The sequence below is a fragment of the Pseudoalteromonas sp. RW-H-Ap-1 genome (assembly GCF_048318575.1).
Lineage (GTDB): Bacteria > Pseudomonadota > Gammaproteobacteria > Enterobacterales > Alteromonadaceae > Pseudoalteromonas.
The window spans coordinates 445138-462127 of record NZ_CP166996.1 but is presented as its reverse complement, the minus strand read 5'-3'; the positions used below and the strand labels follow the sequence as shown (position 1 = coordinate 462127).

Here is a 16990-nt window from a genome sequence, read left to right as displayed (position 1 = left end):
ATGTAAGCATTTTAACTCATATACTCGAAATGAGACAGGTAAAAGCCATTAAACTTTTAATAAAGCGTTATTAGCTTTTGCATTTTGTAGCAATGTAACTAAATAACACTTAACACCTACTTAATTAATGCACATAAAAGTGAGTAAATTAGCTGTGCTGATGTTTACTCACTTTTATAAAAACAGCTTATTTTTGCTGTAGTTTCTTCCACAATAGCGTGCTGATGTTTTCAATAAAAGCCGAGTCTTGTGCAGCCATAACATCGAGTATTAGTTTGTTCATTTGGGTTTTGTTTTGAGCGTATATCCAACGATTTTTATTAAAGCTTTGCGCAAACTCTAACACACCCGTTTGCAAGGCTTGCTCATCAGCAAAAATCGCTTCTACCACATTTTGTTGTAGCAGTTTATGCGCGTCAACACGCTCGCCAGTCATAGCTAAGCGGTTAAAAAATTGCGGATTAATCGCTTTATTAATAATCGGAAACATAGACGGTACAAACGGTACCAGTACATCAACTTCAGGAAAGCAGAAAAAGCCTTTGTCAGATTTCATAAACCGAAAATCACAGGCACATGCCAACACCGAGCCATTACCATAAGTGTGCCCGTTTAGTGCAGCAATGATAGGCATAGGAAACGTCACTATGCGTTTAAATAACTGCCCTATCGAATTCATAAAATCGGCAATAACTGCAGGCGTGTTATCTGAACTTGCCATCCACTGTAAATCTATTCCCAATGACCAGCTTTTATCGCTGCTTGAGGTTAATACTACGGCGTTAATATCGCCATTGGCTTCTATGCTATCTAAGTGTTGATTAAGTTCAGCTATAAAACTAGGGTTATGGCGGTTTTCAGCGGTATTCATGGTAAGTATTGCCACGTTTTGCTCAGTGGTAATTTTTATTAATGCGGTCATTCGAGCCTCTTTGAGTGCATTTAGCTGCGCTTTTAGCACTTTTCGTTACTTTTATAGTTATGCACTGAATAGTAATACGTTGTATAAAATTTATAAAGTGCCTATTTTTGTAATCATTAAAGAAGTTATTTATAACCATCCCTTTTGCCGAGCGATACGCGCTGCATCTATCCTGTTTGTGGCATTGAGCTTTGCAATCGCATCAGATAAATAATTACGCGTTGTCCCTTCACTTATATAGAGCTGCTTAGCTATTTCGCTGGTTTTTAAGCCATCACTTGCAAGCTTTAAGGCTTTACGCTCTTTATCTGTGAGTGGGTCGGCATCGTCTAGGGCATTAATGGCAAGTTCTGGGTCAATCACCTTTTGCCCTTGCATTACTTTTTTTAACGCGTTTATTAGCTCTTCGCTGGGTGCTTCTTTTAAAATAAAACCTTTAACACCCGCATTCAAAGAGCGCCTAATATAACCAGCACGTGAAAAAGTGGTCATAATTACCATATTAATTGCAGGATATTTAGCGGCTATTTGCTCACTAAGCTCAATGCCATTTATGCTTGGCATTTCTATATCCGTTAAAATGATATCTGGATGTAAGTCTTTACTAAGCGCGCTGATTTCATTTAACGCATCTCGCCCATTACATGCTTGACCAATTACCTCAATATTAAAGTCGAGGCTTAATAAAGCGGCAACTGCGTCACGCACCAGCGCTTGATCTTCAACTAAATATACTTTGATCATTTTAAATCCTCAGCACTTAATGGCAGTACAACGTTTAAAGTAAATGTATCGCCACAGGTAAATTTTGCACTGCCGTTTAATTGCTCTGCTCGCTCTTTAATGCCATTTAAACCATTTCCCGCTTTTAATGTGGTGCATGGCGCGTTATCATTAACGGCAATAAGTAATTGCCGTTTTGTTTGTTCTATATTAATAGAACCGATTTTTGTGCTGCTATGGCGTAATAAATTAGTCACTGACTCTTTAATAATAAGACTCGCAATGCCCTCAACCTTGGCAGGTAACGTCGCTAAATTAACGTTAAATTTTATGTTAAAGCCTTGCTCTTTGAGTGTTTGTTTTAGCTGTGTTATTTGGCTGTTTAAGTTGAGCTGCTTTAAATTACTTACCGCGTTTCGTACATCACTCAGTAACTGTCTTGCAAGATCTGCTACTTGGGCTATTTCGTTATTAGCCTGCGCGTATCGTTCACCTTGATTTAGTTTATTCGCAAGTTCAGCTTTTAAAGCTATTGATGACAGTGAGTGACCTAAAATATCATGTAAATCTCGGGCTATGCGTTCACGCTCAGCAATGGCTGCTAGTTGCTCAAATTGCTTTGCGCTTTCTTGTTCGCGCTTTTTATGTTCGCGCTCTCTTTTTGCCGCAATCCCATAGCTAAATAAGGCGGCACATAAAAGTAAAGCCACCGCTAAAAAGTACTCAACCTTTGCTATATCACCTACATATGAACTTAGTAAAACAGTTAAAATTATCGCTAATGCGGCATAAACTCTTTGATAATTACTATATGTATAGCCCGCTACATAAGCTATAAAACCAAATAAGGTTGGTGTACCAGCAGTATAAAAAGTAGCACTAAAACACACCAGTAACATAGCAATAAATAACTTAGTTACTCCCCTATTTTTGCAATTTATTGCTTTTACATATAATAATATAAACGCAATATAAAAGGCTAAAGACAAGGTAATTTGATGAGCCGTAAAGTTGGCAAAATCAATGATCATCGGGAGTAAATAAAAACCGGTAAAAACTAAATGACCATATTTCCAAAAAGCACTTCTAATTGTATTTTGGACGCGTTCGTTGTTTATTATTTCCATCATTAATTTAACCACCTTGTACTTTAAGACCTATAATACCGATAAGGATCAATCCAATACAGCCAATCTGGAGAAAAGATAACGGCTCTTTAAACCATACAAAGCTCATAATCGTTACACCTAAAGTACCGATACCTACCCAAACAGCATAACTAACACCTAAAGGTAAAAACTTTAAAGCATATGATAAAAATGCAAAGCTTATCCACATAGATAAAAAGGTAATTATACTTGGCCATAGTTTAGTAAAGCCATTGGATTGTTTCATAAAAATCGCCCATACAACCTCGAAAATCCCCGCGATCAGTAAACTGATCCATGCTGCAGTATTCATAAGTTTTACTCCTACATTTTAACGTTTGTGGTATTACTTAATAACTTAACTATCCCTTTTAATAGAGAATCAATGTAGTGTAAGTTGTCATGAATAATACTGACTATTGTCATCAAACACAGCGCATTTTTTAAAGAAGGTTTATCGATGCAACCCCAACAACAAAGCTTAATTTACTTACATATTGCTGTCCTTTTATTTGGCGGTACCGCCTTATTCGCAAAGCTAATTGGTTTAAATGCATTAGATATTACCGCTTATCGCGCGGCTATCGCTGGGGTGGCAATTTGTGTGCTACTGACTTTGCAAAAAAACCAATTAAGCTGCATCACGCCAAAGATTATGTGATTGCCATTTTATTAGGCGTTGCCGTAGGTATTCACTGGGTAACCTACTTTGCAGGCATGCAATTGGCGGGAATTACCGTGGGCATGTTAGCTTTTTTTACCTATCCCGTAATCACGGTATTTTTAGAGCCTCTATTTAATAAAAGTAAGCCCAAAGCAAAAGATATAATAAGCGCTGTGGTGGTGATTATTGGCATTTATTTATTGATCCCGAGCGTTAATTTAGGCGATGACATCACTTTAGGTGTTGTGACGGGGGTGGTATCAGCGTTGTTTTTTGCTATTCGTAATATTACCCATAAACGCTACTTTAGTGAGTATGGTGGACCGCAAACCATGTTTTATCAAACGTTAGTGGCAAGCCTGATGCTATGTGCTTTTATTGAAGTACCCATAACACAAATTAATGACACTGATTTAATATTGCTGCTTATTGCCGGTGTGGTGTTTACTGCGATGCCGCATTCGTTATTTGCAGCGAGTTTAAAACATTTATCAGCAGCGACCGCTGGATTGATTTCTTGCTTACAGCCCCTTTATGGCACAATACTAGCTATAATTATTTTGCACGAACGCCCCTCAGTGATGACCCTGATTGGTGGCGCACTGATTGTTAGTGCTGCGTGCTTTGAAACTTGGTCAATCTCACGGAAAAAGCAGCCATGAAAATATTTGCTCATAGAGGCACAAGCACACACTTTCCTGAAAATACGCATAGCGCCATTATGGCGGCGTTAAAAGCAAATGTAGATGGCATTGAGGTTGATGTACAAAGCGCACTTGATGACTACGTGATTATTCATGATACCTACTTAGATAGAACCACTAATGGTAAAGGTAAAGTGTGCGACCTAAGCGCTCAGCAAATTCAACAATTTGATGCGGGAAATGGTGAGCAAGTGCCTACCCTGCAGCAATTAATTGACTGGAATAATAACCAAACCTTACTTAATTTAGAGCTAAAACATACTTTTGAACTAGAAAAGTTTGCTGCGCAACTAGAAGTGAATATTACTGCGAATAAGATATCAGCAGACAATATTTTAGTTTCATCATTTAATCATCATCAACTACACTGGCTAAAGAGCCGTTTACCTTGGCTTAAAATTGGCGCACTTACTGCATCAATTCCATTGCAGTATGCGAAGTTTGCTGAAGACTTACAGGCCTTTAGCATTCATGTTGACAAAAACTTCATGAACAAGTCGTTTGTTGACGATGCCAAACTGCGCGGCTTAAAGGTATTTGCCTACACCGTAGATGAAGTTGAAGATATTAAACTAATGCTTGCCTGTGGCGTTGATGGCATTTTTACTAACGACCCTGAACGAACTAAGCATTATTTGGCGCAATTAAATGAACTATAACTAATTATTTAATTGCTATTTATGCCATAAAAACAATAATTTAGTAGGTCACTATTTAATGAGTAGCTATATGCGTATTTATAACTTTTTAGAACAAACTCTGTTTTTTACCTTAACCCGAAAAATAGTAGGTAATTTAAGCTTTGTATTTTTATTTCAAGCTATTACATTATTTTGGTTACACAGTACCCTCTCAGAAAGCCAACAGAGCACAGGGCTATTTTGGACATTAACCCTGCTGATTGTTGCCGGTTTTATATTTACTATTTTTTATATGCGCTTTTTAATTGTGCGCCCGGTAAAAGCCATGCGTGATACGTTGATTAATATTAATCAACAAGATGCCAACTTAGCTGCCAAACTTCCTCATTTTACTTTCGATGAATTTAGAGATTTAAGTGAACAATATAATCAGTTTACTACGCATTTAAACAGCTTATTAAGTACGACCTACAGCAGCGCTCAGGAAAGCGTGCAAAGTAATAGCCAAGTAACGCAATCAATGCAGCACACAGAGCAGCTAAGCGAACAGCAAATTAATTTAAGCCACACCATAATTAATGCCAGCAACCAAATTACCCAAAGCCTGCAAGATATAGTAAGTAACACTGATAGCGTACATCAGGTAAATAATGAACATCTTAGTTTTGTTAAGCTCTCTGCGAGCGAACTGTCAAAACTGGTTGAACAGGTGAGACTTATTAATGAAATGCTGGGTAGTTTTTCTAAAACGATTGCAGGCTTAAAAGAGAACAGTGAAAACATTCGTAGCATTTTAAAAATGGTAGAAGAGTTTTCTGATCAAACTAACTTATTAGCGCTTAATGCGGCAATTGAAGCAGCGCGAGCCGGAGAGGCAGGGCGAGGTTTTGCCGTTGTTGCCGATGAGGTTCGTACCCTATCGGTTAAAGTAAGTGACGCTACCCGCCAGATTAGTGATTTTATTACCCAAATGAATGAGCTGGTTAATGAAACCAATAAAGAGTCGCTACAGTTAATTAACCACTCTAATAACGCGCAAACTGCAATCAATAATACCTCTGAAGGTTTTGGAAAAATGCTCAATGAATTTGAGCATAATCAGCAGCAGTTACAGCAAATAGCTAACGCGGTTCATTTACTTGAAGATACGCAAAACCAAACCCATGAATCGGTTGAACAAATTGTGGCACTTGGCGAACAAGCAAAGCAACAAATAGACACCGCATTGCATGACTCTGAGCAGTCACAAAAACTGAGTCAACAAACCCAACAACAGCTAAAGCGTTTTGTAGACTAGGGCCTGACTAGTTTTACCCAAGCCGCGATTATGCTAAATTACGCGGCTTAGAATATAACTGTGTGAAGCATGTGAGCGACGTCAATCTAAATTATGAACAGCTAGCCCAACAAATAAAGCAATGGGGTCAACAACTTGGCTTTAGTGAAGTGGGTATTACTGACATTGATTTAACTAAGCATGAAGCACAGCTTCAGCGATGGCTTGACTCGGGTTATCATGGCTCAATGGATTATATGGCAGCCCATGGTATGAAGCGCGCTCGCCCTAGTGAGCTAGTACCCGGAACACAGCGGGTTATTTCAGTTAAAATGAATTACCTCCCACCTGATTCTGGCTTTGCTAAAAACCTTAAAAGTACCGAAAAAGCCTATATCAGCCGATATGCCCTTGGCCGTGACTACCATAAGTTGATGCGCAACCGAATCAAACAGTTAGGTAAAAAAATTGAACAACATGTAGGTGATTATAGCTTTAGGCCTTTTGTTGATTCAGCCCCTGTACTTGAACGTCAACTCGCTGAAAAAGCGGGATTAGGCTGGCGCGGAAAGCATTCTTTACTGATAAATAAAGAGGCGGGCTCCTGGTTCTTTTTAGGCGAGCTTTTTGTCGACTTGCCTTTACCTATTGATAACGAAAACACTTTTGAGGGCTGCGGCAAATGCGTTGCCTGCATAACACTTTGCCCTACTGGCGCTATTGTAGAACCTTATGTGGTTGATGCGCGCAAGTGCATTTCGTATTTAACTATAGAGCATCAAGGGCCTATTCCTGAGCAATACAGAACATTAATGGGAAATCGCATCTATGGCTGTGACGATTGCCAATTAGTATGCCCATGGAACCGCTATGGACAAATTACCGACGAGGCTGACTTTCACCCTCGTACACAATTAAAAAACAAAGATTTACTCGAGTTATTTGCTTGGGATGAAACTACCTTTTTAAAAAATACCGAAGGCAGTCCAATCCGCCGCATTGGCCATGAACGTTGGCTACGAAATATAGCCGTTGGCTTAGGAAACGCAGATTTTAGCCCAGCGATTATCTCAGCACTCGAAGATAAGCGCCAAACGGTAAATGACATGGTGGGTGAGCATATAAATTGGGCACTCGCCCAGCAACACGATAAACAAAGACAAAAGTTGCGTAAAACAGCACGGCTAATTCGTATAGTTGAAAAAGGCTTACCCAGAGACGCATAAGCCTTTTACCTTTTTAACCTCCTCTGCGATCTCTTAGCTCTCTTTGTGCATAATTTACTAATATATGATTTAACACAGAGAAGAAAATGAGGAGTAAATGAGAAGCCACAATTAAAGTACATATTTTAGTTAATCTGTAGCGCACACCTTTGGTATTTAACCTTTAAAAGACGCGACATAAAGTCGCTGCTACAGGTTAATTTGTCTAATCGTAGCAAGGAGTTTACCCCGCGCCTCGCAGCCCGTAGCCCGCACCTTTAGCCTTTCAACAATAAAGCGAGATCTTGCTCTATCTCTGCGAACGCTTTTTTAACCTGATCAACAGATTCTTGGCGTGCCACCGAATTTTGAATCGTTTCGTCGACCTTTTTGTAAATAAACACTTCCTGGTCTTCATCGAGTCCCATGGTTGGGATCCGCTCTTCTAACTCCTCTTGAAGTTGTTTAAATACTTTTTCGTTATTTATCCGGCTGTCGTTAAGCAATCCAATTAAACTATGAAATTTACTGTGAACAGTACTCGCCACTTTGTTTAATCGCTCTTGCTGCGAAACCAACATTTTCTTAGTAGTAATGGCGCGCAATTGCTGCTCGGTTACACTTACAATAAAACAAATATGATCACGTATACGTCCATGCTTCTGCTCATCTTGTTCTGGCATATTCAAAATCAATAAACTGACAAACTCGTAATTAACCAAAATACGATGAGAAAACTCATGTAACCGACCTTTGTTTTTAAGCATTTCAAATAACTCAATCACAATCGGCGAACACACACCGTTTAAAGCAAAGTGCGATTTGGTGTCGTTACATCTAAATTCAATATTACTTTGCAGACCAAACGCCTGTAAGCACTCTACTAATGCCTTACCTAACTCCTCAACATCGTTGATAAAACCGATATTTTCAACATAGTTAACTATTTGACCCATTTCACTGCTATTTGCCATAGCATCAAAAGCGGTTGAGGTAGCTTCTTTCACTTGCTTTTCAAGCTGTTGTTTTTCTATTAATACTTGATTTAACTTAGTCAGCTTTTGCTTTAGTTCATCGTGGCCAAACGGTTTTACAATATAGTCTTCAGCACCTACTGAATAACCTTCCATACGTTCCTCAACAGTCCCCCTTGCCGATACAAACATCACTATAATATCTTGTGTTTTAGGGTTCACTTTGAGCTCTTTACATACTTCGTAACCATTCATTTTTGGCATACTTACATCAAGTAAGATAACCTGCGGCATATACTCTTCAACCATGCCCAAGCATTCCGGACCACTCGAAGCCAGTTTCAGTTCAAAATCTAATTCCTCTAGAATTTCTTCTATTATTTCGAGGTTAAATGGTTCATCGTCGACTGCAAGAATTTTAGTTAAAGCCATAATTTTTCGTCCATATAAATCGTATTCATTAAAACAATTCGGTTATTAGCTACTATTTTTCACTAATTGCTCATCGGCTAAATATTCATCGAGGTTTATTTCCAAAGGAACCTGAATGCTTATGGTTGCCCCACCTAGTTCGTTATTACAGGCTTTTATAGTTCCTTGATGTAAAGAAACAAATTCACGGCACAACGTAAGTCCTAATCCTGTACCTCCTGCACCACTATTTGTTTTGCTGCTTTGCACAAATTTTTGAAAAACAGTTTCAAGTTCGTCTTCTGGTATACCTACTCCGCTGTCTATTACTTCAATATTTGCACAGCCACTACCTGTTTCCAATATAACTTCAATAGTGCTATGTTTGTTACTGAACTTTAATGCGTTACTCAAGACGTTTCTAAGCACCTGATTAATTTGTTCTTCATCGCATTGTGCTACAACTGGTGGGTTATCTGATTTAAATGCAATCTTGATATCTTTTTCCATGGCAATCCCACCAACATCATCAATGCTTGTTTTAACAATAGTCGTTAAATCGCATGCACGGGGGTTAAAGGGAAATTTACCTACATCTAATTTCGACAAATCAAGTAGATTGTTAAGTAATGATAGTAACCTTTGCCCACTTGATTCGATTCGAGTTAAGTATTTTAAAAGCTTATCTTTACTAAAATCATCATCTTCAAGCTTACTGATACCAAAACGTGAAAAACTTAGTATAGAATGCATTGGCGTTCTTAGCTCATGTGACATATTAGCTAAAAATTCTGATTTACTTAAATTAGCTGCTTCAGCAATATTTTTCGCATGCTCAAGTTGTGAGGTGCGCGCTCTTACTTGCTCCTCTAGAAGATCTTTTGCCTCAAGTAATAAATCTTCTTTTTGTTTTAAATGAGTTACATTTTTAAAAATAACCGCTAACGCTATCTCACCATGATGGTCAATCTCATTAAATGAGCCAACGAGTGGAATTTTACTCCCATCTTTACAGACGATATGTAAGTCGCAACTAAATTGCCTATTACTGTTTAGGGTAGATATTTTATCTTTTATTATCTGTACTGAGTCGTCATCTAAAAAGTGAAATAACGAGTGAGCAATGAGTTTCTTAAACTGTAAATTGAATAGCTTTAAGCACGCATCGTTGGCCTCTACTATTTTGCCTTTACGTTCAAAAAGTAAGATTGGATCGGGAGTATTTTTAAAAATAACTTGCAGTAAGCTGTCTTTTTCAATGAGTACATCTACTGTGTCTTGCAGCCTTTCAACTAACTCTGCGTTATGACGTTTGAGCAATTCGGTTTGCCACAACTTATGAACTGCTTGCAATAAAACATTATCATCAAGTGGCTTAATTAAAACGTCTTCAACACCTTGGCGAATTGCTTCAATCATAGAAACCTGAGCGGGACGCGAGGTCAATAATAAGCAGCGGCTATGCGGTTGTATCTGCTTGAGGCTGGTAAATATATTTAAGCCGAGCCCTTCTTTTAGACCAAAGTCACTAATTAAAATATCAATCATTCTGAGTTTAGCAATATTAAGCGCCTCATCATGATTTGTCGCTGTATATACCTCTATGTGTGCACCTACTAAACTACTTTTTAGCATTTCTAAACGCTCATTAACATGATCAACTAACAAAATAGTAGGCAGTTTAAAAATATGGTCAGGGCCAATTTCTAGTAGCCCTTCAATAAATGAGGTGATTTCTTTATTAGAATAAAATGGATAAATAATCGTTGCATTTGGAACAAGCTCGTTTAATTTACCAAATGCATCAAGCAGCTCACCACTTTCAGCCTTGGGAGCTAAAAGTAAAAATGATTGGCGGGTCGCTTGTTTTACCAACGAAGCAACCAGACTTGTTGGTGTTCCTTGTGAAAAGGCAAGCATATCGTACGCATCTATGTTGCTACTTTGATCAAACATAGAATAATGAACTAATTCAACTTCACAACCAATTAGCTCAAGCAGTACTTTTAAGCGCATAGCAATCATGCTACTGCTATCAATGATAAGTATTTTTTGCGCCATTTATATACACTTAAAAGAGTTTAGGGAAACGTCTTTTCAGCATAGTATAGAATTTTTAGTTTGGCATAATCGTCTAAATAAATGTATTTTTGCTTGCCCATGGTTATGGGGTCACATTAAATGCTTACCAAAAATGGTTAGGCTATATAGCTGGTTATCCATTCTTGCAACATTGGGCAGCTCTCCCCACACCGCAAAGTCAAAATGCTTAAACAATTTAATGCTCGGTTCGTTATGGCTAAAAATAAATCCGAGTAACACTTCAATACCGAGATTTTGTGCTTGTTGTTGTGCAAATTGCATCAGCTTTTTACCCAACCCCTTTCCTTGGGCTGCAGCCGTAATATAGATGCTTATTTCAACGGTGCCATCATAAGCTGGGCGCCCATAAAACGATTTATAACTAACCCAGGCTAATACTTGGTCATTTTCGCAGTAAACGAAAATAGGTCTTTTAGCTGTGTGGCTATCAAACCAAGATTGTTTATCAGCAACAGTTACCTCTTCGGTATCGGCGGTTACCATTCGACTAGGGATAGTTTCATTGTAAATGGCAACAATAGCAGTTAAATCATCAGGTTTAGCTAAACGTATAGTCATAGAAAATAAGTAAAATTGATCAATTTCGCCTATAGTAGCGTATGATAAGTTACATAAACACCCATCAAATCGCATTCAAGGTAGCCGCATGATAAGAAAAATAATATTCGGATTAACATTGGCCCTAGGCTGTACGTCTATGAACACTAATGCCGCAGTCACCAACAACCCTTCAGCTAAAGCTGATAACTGCGATGACTTCACAAATGTGTCACTTAGAAAGCTTCGCTCAACCGACACACTTAATCTATGTGAATTTAAAAATAAGCCATTGTTGATTGTAAATACTGCCAGCAATTGCGGCTTTACTTCTCAGTTTGAAGGGCTAGAAACGCTTTATAATAAATATAAAGATCAAGGCCTAGTCGTGCTGGGATTCCCATCTGATGATTTTTTTCAAGAAGAAAATGACGAAAAAGATACGGCTAAAGTGTGTTATGTAAATTATGGCGTTACTTTCCCCATGTTAGCCACCAGCGCAGTGCGTGGTAGTGATGCCAACCCTATTTTTAAGCACTTAAACGCACAAACTAGTTCACCTAACTGGAATTTTTATAAATACGTGGTTTCAGCAGATCGTCAAACAGTGACTCGCTTTAACAGCCGCGTTACACCTGATTCACCAAAATTAGAAAGCGCCATTAAAAGTGCATTTTAATTTTGTATTTTCAGTTTAACCTTACTAAGATGTTGCTTAGTAGATAAAAACTAAACTTATAAATAGGAGATTTTATGGCAGTAGCAAGTGCAAGGCACATACTCGTAGACAGTGAAGCACAATGTTTAGACCTTAAAGATAAAATTGAGCAAGGTGAAGACTTTGCTGAGCTAGCTAAATTGCACTCTAATTGCCCTTCAGGTCAAGATGGTGGCGCATTAGGTGAGTTTGGACCTGGCATGATGGTTCCAGAGTTTGATAAAGTGGTTTTTTCAGCACCACTTAACCAAGTACAAGGTCCTGTCCAAACACAGTTTGGTTACCATTTATTAGAAGTAACCAGCCGCTCAGAGTAAGCAAATCGATTTATTAATAAAGCCGCATTAGCGGCTTTTTATTTATGTGGAGTTGGCAAAAGCCCCAATATGCAATTACTTGGCTCTATTTCTTCCCCTTACGCACGCCGTGTCAGAATTTGGGCACAACAAAATAACTGTGAGCTTGAGTTTATAAATCTCGACATTTTTTCAAGCGATGATCGTTCTTTAATGATGTCGCACAACCCGGCAGCTAAAATCCCTATCTTAATTGATGGCTCGCTTAACTTAAGCGACTCAAATAATATACTGCGTTACTTACTTGAAAAAACACAGCAGAACCCGTTAACTTGGCCGCAAGAGCATTTTTTAACTAGCATCAATGCCTGTAACGATTCATTGGTTGAATTATTGTTATGTCATCGTTCTGGGTTTGACACGCAAGCTGATAAACTATTTTTTAATCTGCAAAATGAGCGAATTGCGCAAACATTAGACTATTTAAATGATCATTTAAACGATGATGAATTTAAAAGCTGTGAATGCCTCAACATCAGTTTATACTGCTTGCTAGATTGGATCTGCTTTCGTGAACTCACTGATTTTAGCGCGCAATCGAAGTTAGTTAAGTTTTATGAAGCGTTTAGTCAGCGTCAAGCGGCTAAAAATACCAACCCTCGACTCAAATTTTAAAAGGTGAACACATGAGCGATATCGAAATTGAATCACAACTAGTTAGCTTTGTAGAAAAAGTACGTGTTAGTGAGCAGATCTGGGCACTGGGTGCACAAGATGGTGGCTTTGTTGTATGTGAATCAAATCAATTTGATGATACCGATGTACTTTTACTGTGGGAATCAGAAGACGCAGCAAAAGAGCAATGTAAAGAAGAGTGGAAAGACTATAGCCCAGTAGAAATTAACCTAGATGAATTTTTAGATGATTGGGTTGAAGACCTTAAATCGGATGATGCTCTGGTTGGTTTAAATTGGAATGACGATCAAGTGTGTGTAGAAATTGAACCAGTTGGTTTAGCCCGCGCTTTAAGTGAATAAGCTTTAACTGTTTATTTACTGACACTACCCCAATTAACAACGAATTAGTTGGGGTATAAAATAATAAAAACTGTCAAGGTACTGCGTTGAAAACCCATCTTGGTCGTCGTCCATTTTCAGCTATGGAGCTGCATACGCTCTATACCGGATATATTTATAGTGATACTCGGCTTGCCCGTGAACAAGCTAAGCACTGGCACTTTTGGTTGCCCTTAATTGCGTATTATAGTGGCGCCTACAGCGATGAAATTGGTTGTTTAACCCTAGATGACTTGGTGGTTGAAAATAACATTCTCTGCTTTAGCTTTCATACCCATGGTAAAATTAAACCTCGTTTAATTCCTGTACATCACGCTCTGCTCAAGGCCGGATTTAATGATTATTTAGCCTACTTAAAAGCGCAAAAGCACACACGTTTACTGTTTGACCTCCCAGCAAAAACAGGACGCTACAGTGAAAAAGTACGCATTTGGTTTTCAGGCGAGGGCGAACGTGCGGGGTATTTGCAAAAATGTGCAATTCCTTCCGTGGATCAACTCGGGATGAAAACCGCCATTAGTAGTTTGCGGCTGAACTTTGAGCAGCAAATTCGTATTTATGCCCTGCAAGCAGGCTCTAAAGACTGCTTCAATTACTTAATGGGCTTTAATGATTACCCTGACGAACATTTTGCTGATACAAAGTTGCTTAATACCGTCTTACAACAAATTCGTGTTATCAATTCCCACCTCCATTGGCAACGTTTTTTAACACGAGATAGCCACTGACAAACTTTGTTACTCTTTTGCTTCTTATTGCTAGCAAAAAAAGCTGTTAGGATGGAGTGTACTCACTCTTCTAACAACAAAAATCTAGGGATAACTATGTTTTTTAAAAGCCTCTTAACCGTGAGCGTGGCGCTTGCGATAAATGCTGCTAACGCTAATGAATTCGTCATTGAAAAACTCGCAAAGCCAAGTTCACAAAAAGTCGCTTTAACGCTCGACCCAAGTCAGGATACTTTTACAGGAATGACTGAGATCCGTTTGGAGGTACTTAAACCAACACGCTACATTGAACTTAATGGTGTTGATTACGCAACCAAAATGGTTCAACTATTGGGTGAGCAAAACTGCGACTTAAACAGCGAAATGCTTAAAACCGGTAAAGTTAAATTTAGCTGCGAAGAGCAAATTCAGCCGGGTAAATACACTTTAAAAATTGATTTTTCCGCGCCATATAATCGCCAAAGTGTAGGGCTATATAAAACCCTAGATCAAGGCGTTCCGTACTTGTTCACTCAATTTGAAATGAGCGATGCCCGTCGTGCGTTTCCGGTCTTTGACGAACCAAGCTATAAAATCCCATTTCAGTTAACCATTACCGCCCCCACGTCACAAAAAGTGTATTCAAATACGCCTGAGTTAAAAACAACAGTGAATGGCGATATGACTACCCATTACTTTGATAAAACGCCACCAATTCCATCGTACTTAGTCGCTATGGCTGTAGGCCCGTTTGAAGAGCTAGAAATTAAAGGCATGCCAATTCCTGGGCGTGTGATCACCCCACAGGGTAAAATTCATTTAGCGCAGTACGCAGAAGAGAATATGCCTAAAGTACTGGGCGCACTTGAAGAGTACTTTGGTATTCCTTACGTGTATAAAAAGCTAGATTCAGTGGCTGTTCCAGAGTTTCCGTTTGGCGCCATGGAAAATTCAGGTTTGGTAACTTATCGCGAAGATATTCTTCTGGTTGATTTAGAAGCTGCAACGCGAAGTAAAAAGCAACGTAATGTTTCTATTATTGCCCATGAATTAGCTCACCAATGGTACGGTAACTTAGTGACTATGAAATGGTGGAACGACTTATGGTTAAACGAAGCGTTTGCAAGCTGGATGGCAGCAAAAATTACTAAGCAACTTAATCCTGAGTTTGAATCACACCTAGATTTACCACAAAATAATGTAATGGCGTTAGATGCTCGCTTAAGCACTAAGCCAATTCGTAAACCAATTAAAACCGAAGCCGATATTATGGACGGTTTAGGCCTTGCATACAGCAAAGGTAGCTCAGTACTGGCGATGGTTGAAAACTGGATTGGCGAAGACGCATTTCAAGCTGGCATTCAAAATTACTTAAAAGAGTTCTCTTATAAAAATGCCGAAGCCGCCGATTTATGGGAAGCACTTGGTAAAGCATCTAACAAAGATGTAGCGAGTGTTTTAAAATCATTTATTGAACAATCGTCATTTCCTTTAATCAAGGTTGATCAGCAAGGTAAAACTATCACTATTTCGCAAAGCCGTTTTGCTAATGCCGGTGTTGATGCTCCAGCCCAACTTTGGAATGTACCCGTTGCCATTAAGTACGGTAAAGGCGATAAAGTAAAAACTGCCAGTGTATTACTTAATAAACAAAACCAAACGCTAGAGTTAGATTTTGAGCCAGAGTGGATATATCCAGACCAAGGTGCGCTAGGTTACTACCGCTGGGTTATGGACGATGCGCAATTTAACGCACTAATTGATAATGCAGCAAGCGTATTAAACGACCACGAGCGCCTTGCATTGTTATCAGCTACTGACGCCTTACTTGACGCAGGTGTAATTTCTGCGGCTAAGCTGATGCAAACGCTTGAAGTATTTGCCAGTGATAGTCATCCACGCGTAGCTAACACTGCTTTAGGTTATTTAGCATCTCAGCAACGTACCTTTAAAGACGATAGCAACAAAGATTTATGGCCTACATTTATTCAAAATGCAGTCATGCCTGCCGCTAAAAAATATGGCCTAGAAGCAAAAATGGGTGAGGATGGCGCTATTGCTCAACTGCGAGCTGCGGTGGTATCGCGTTTAGGCTTTGATGGTGAAGATAAAAATGTGATCAATAAAGCTAAGCAACAAACAGCTGCTTACTTAAAAGATCCACAAAAAGTAGACCCTTATTTAGCGGGTACTTACTTACGTCTTGCGGCTTTTCATGGTGATAAAGCGCTGCTTGATCAGTTTATGGCAACCTTTAAAACCACTAAAGATCCACAAGTTCGTACCAATATGTTGGCAGCAATGGGTTATTTTGGTAAACCTGAACTCCAAAAAGCAGTGCTTGCATATAGCTTAACCGATGAAGTAACCGCTTCTGATATGCGTACTATTTTATCGGGGCAAAGTTACACCGATGAACGCCAAGCACTCTTTATTGATTGGATATATAGCAACTACGATAAAGTAACAGCAAGTTTGCCACCATTTTTTGTGCCTAACTTACCTTACTTTACTACTGCTAGCTGTGATGCTGAAAGTTTAGCGACAACGCAAACGTTCTTTGACGCTAAACTTGATGACGTACCTGGCTATGCGCGCACATTAAGTAAGCTTGCAGAAAGTACTAATGACTGTATTGCACTTAAAAACCGTGAACTACAATCAGTAAATAGCTTTTTAAACAGCAAATAAGTTAAAGTTTAAAGGATGGCGGGCTGCGGGTAACGGGCCGAAAATCTCAAACTCGGGCTAATGGCTGATGTTTTCTCATTGTCTTCTCTTTGTGTAATAAGAGCTTAAAAAAATTATTCACAAAGAGATTAAGAGGCGCTGCGCTTTTAGAGTTAGTGATTAAAGACAAAGATAAAGGGTTAAAGGTTAAAGGT

Annotated in this window: 16 protein-coding genes and 1 pseudogene; 10 read left to right on the top strand and 7 right to left on the bottom strand. The window is 38.9% G+C overall.

Annotation, left to right across the window (positions count from 1 at the left end; all coding sequences use genetic code 11):
* Positions 1-187: 187 nt before the first annotated feature.
* The 4 genes from AB8618_RS02180 to AB8618_RS02165 all read right to left on the bottom strand — a co-directional run bounded on the left by AB8618_RS02180 (position 188) and on the right by AB8618_RS02165 (position 3106).
* Positions 188-922: an enoyl-CoA hydratase/isomerase family protein gene (locus AB8618_RS02180; RefSeq protein WP_413401255.1), complete on the bottom strand. Its 735-nt coding sequence runs from the start codon at positions 920-922 to the stop codon at positions 188-190.
* Positions 923-1051: 129 nt separating this feature from the next.
* Positions 1052-1666, bottom strand: coding sequence for a response regulator transcription factor (locus AB8618_RS02175; protein ID WP_178954990.1), 615 nt, complete (start codon positions 1664-1666; stop codon positions 1052-1054).
* A complete protein-coding gene (locus tag AB8618_RS02170) occupies positions 1663-2775 on the bottom strand; it encodes a sensor histidine kinase (protein WP_413401254.1) in 1113 nt (370 codons plus the stop codon). Before AB8618_RS02170 ends, AB8618_RS02175 begins: the two co-directional genes overlap by 4 nt.
* A gap of 4 nt (positions 2776-2779) precedes the next feature.
* Complete coding sequence (locus AB8618_RS02165; protein WP_409424659.1) at positions 2780-3106, bottom strand: DMT family transporter; 327 nt, start codon at positions 3104-3106, stop codon at positions 2780-2782.
* 147 nt (positions 3107-3253) lie between these two features.
* On the opposite strand from AB8618_RS02165, the pseudogene AB8618_RS02160 reads away from it, so the two are divergent.
* The 4 genes and pseudogenes from AB8618_RS02160 to queG all read left to right on the top strand — a co-directional run bounded on the left by AB8618_RS02160 (position 3254) and on the right by queG (position 7304).
* Positions 3254-4119: pseudogene (locus tag AB8618_RS02160) on the top strand (DMT family transporter).
* The gene (locus AB8618_RS02155) at positions 4116-4820 is read left to right on the top strand and encodes a glycerophosphodiester phosphodiesterase (protein ID WP_409424658.1); all 705 of its coding nucleotides are present in this window, start codon (positions 4116-4118) and stop codon (positions 4818-4820) included. The pseudogene AB8618_RS02160 and the gene AB8618_RS02155 overlap by 4 nt, the downstream one beginning before the upstream one ends.
* A gap of 58 nt (positions 4821-4878) precedes the next feature.
* Complete coding sequence (locus tag AB8618_RS02150) at positions 4879-6099, top strand: methyl-accepting chemotaxis protein (protein ID WP_413401252.1); 1221 nt, start codon at positions 4879-4881, stop codon at positions 6097-6099.
* A 71-nt stretch (positions 6100-6170) separates the two neighbouring features.
* A complete protein-coding gene (gene queG / locus AB8618_RS02145; protein ID WP_413401251.1) occupies positions 6171-7304 on the top strand; it encodes a tRNA epoxyqueuosine(34) reductase QueG in 1134 nt (377 codons plus the stop codon).
* A 257-nt stretch (positions 7305-7561) separates the two neighbouring features.
* On the opposite strand, the gene AB8618_RS02140 is transcribed toward queG, so the two are convergent.
* From AB8618_RS02140 to AB8618_RS02130, 3 genes are all read right to left on the bottom strand, one after another.
* Positions 7562-8689, bottom strand: coding sequence for a response regulator (locus AB8618_RS02140; protein WP_413401250.1), 1128 nt, complete (start codon positions 8687-8689; stop codon positions 7562-7564).
* Between the two features lie 45 nt (positions 8690-8734).
* Positions 8735-10729 carry an ATP-binding protein gene (locus tag AB8618_RS02135; RefSeq protein WP_413401249.1) on the bottom strand — a complete coding sequence of 665 codons (1995 nt, stop codon included), beginning with the start codon at positions 10727-10729 and terminating at the stop codon, positions 8735-8737.
* 111 nt (positions 10730-10840) lie between these two features.
* Entirely contained in the window at positions 10841-11329 is a 489-nt protein-coding gene (locus tag AB8618_RS02130) for a GNAT family N-acetyltransferase (protein WP_409424653.1), read from the bottom strand.
* Positions 11330-11417: 88 nt separating this feature from the next.
* On the opposite strand from AB8618_RS02130, the gene AB8618_RS02125 reads away from it, so the two are divergent.
* The 6 genes from AB8618_RS02125 to AB8618_RS02100 all read left to right on the top strand — a co-directional run bounded on the left by AB8618_RS02125 (position 11418) and on the right by AB8618_RS02100 (position 16796).
* A complete protein-coding gene (locus tag AB8618_RS02125; protein ID WP_409424652.1) occupies positions 11418-11987 on the top strand; it encodes a glutathione peroxidase in 570 nt (189 codons plus the stop codon).
* A gap of 74 nt (positions 11988-12061) precedes the next feature.
* Positions 12062-12343, top strand: a complete 282-nt coding sequence (locus AB8618_RS02120) for a peptidylprolyl isomerase (protein ID WP_008114778.1) — start codon at positions 12062-12064, stop codon at positions 12341-12343.
* Positions 12344-12412: 69 nt separating this feature from the next.
* Positions 12413-12997, top strand: a complete 585-nt coding sequence (locus AB8618_RS02115) for a glutathione S-transferase family protein (protein WP_413401248.1) — start codon at positions 12413-12415, stop codon at positions 12995-12997.
* An 11-nt stretch (positions 12998-13008) separates the two neighbouring features.
* Positions 13009-13359: a DUF2750 domain-containing protein gene (locus AB8618_RS02110; RefSeq protein ID WP_008114782.1), complete on the top strand. Its 351-nt coding sequence runs from the start codon at positions 13009-13011 to the stop codon at positions 13357-13359.
* A gap of 86 nt (positions 13360-13445) precedes the next feature.
* The gene (locus AB8618_RS02105; protein WP_413401247.1) at positions 13446-14126 is read left to right on the top strand and encodes a hypothetical protein; all 681 of its coding nucleotides are present in this window, start codon (positions 13446-13448) and stop codon (positions 14124-14126) included.
* A 96-nt stretch (positions 14127-14222) separates the two neighbouring features.
* Positions 14223-16796, top strand: a complete 2574-nt coding sequence (locus AB8618_RS02100) for a M1 family aminopeptidase (protein WP_413401246.1) — start codon at positions 14223-14225, stop codon at positions 16794-16796.
* Positions 16797-16990: the final 194 nt, after the last annotated feature.

What these genes read in the sequence shown, in the direction of transcription:
- AB8618_RS02150 (WP_413401252.1), top strand. Translation starts at nt 4,879, where the DNA reads ATGAGTAGCTATATGCGTATTTATAACTTTTTAGAACAAACTCTGTTT.
- AB8618_RS02110 (WP_008114782.1), top strand. Translation starts at nt 13,009, where the DNA reads ATGAGCGATATCGAAATTGAATCACAACTAGTTAGCTTTGTAGAAAAA.
- AB8618_RS02130 (WP_409424653.1), bottom strand. Translation starts at nt 11,329, where the DNA reads ATGACTATACGTTTAGCTAAACCTGATGATTTAACTGCTATTGTTGCC.
- AB8618_RS02175 (WP_178954990.1), bottom strand. Translation starts at nt 1,666, where the DNA reads ATGATCAAAGTATATTTAGTTGAAGATCAAGCGCTGGTGCGTGACGCA.
- AB8618_RS02170 (WP_413401254.1), bottom strand. Translation starts at nt 2,775, where the DNA reads ATGATGGAAATAATAAACAACGAACGCGTCCAAAATACAATTAGAAGT.
- AB8618_RS02165 (WP_409424659.1), bottom strand. Translation starts at nt 3,106, where the DNA reads ATGAATACTGCAGCATGGATCAGTTTACTGATCGCGGGGATTTTCGAG.
- AB8618_RS02180 (WP_413401255.1), bottom strand. Translation starts at nt 922, where the DNA reads ATGACCGCATTAATAAAAATTACCACTGAGCAAAACGTGGCAATACTT.
- AB8618_RS02115 (WP_413401248.1), top strand. Translation starts at nt 12,413, where the DNA reads ATGCAATTACTTGGCTCTATTTCTTCCCCTTACGCACGCCGTGTCAGA.
- AB8618_RS02125 (WP_409424652.1), top strand. Translation starts at nt 11,418, where the DNA reads ATGATAAGAAAAATAATATTCGGATTAACATTGGCCCTAGGCTGTACG.
- AB8618_RS02140 (WP_413401250.1), bottom strand. Translation starts at nt 8,689, where the DNA reads ATGGCTTTAACTAAAATTCTTGCAGTCGACGATGAACCATTTAACCTC.
- AB8618_RS02135 (WP_413401249.1), bottom strand. Translation starts at nt 10,729, where the DNA reads ATGGCGCAAAAAATACTTATCATTGATAGCAGTAGCATGATTGCTATG.
- AB8618_RS02120 (WP_008114778.1), top strand. Translation starts at nt 12,062, where the DNA reads ATGGCAGTAGCAAGTGCAAGGCACATACTCGTAGACAGTGAAGCACAA.
- AB8618_RS02100 (WP_413401246.1), top strand. Translation starts at nt 14,223, where the DNA reads ATGTTTTTTAAAAGCCTCTTAACCGTGAGCGTGGCGCTTGCGATAAAT.
- AB8618_RS02155 (WP_409424658.1), top strand. Translation starts at nt 4,116, where the DNA reads ATGAAAATATTTGCTCATAGAGGCACAAGCACACACTTTCCTGAAAAT.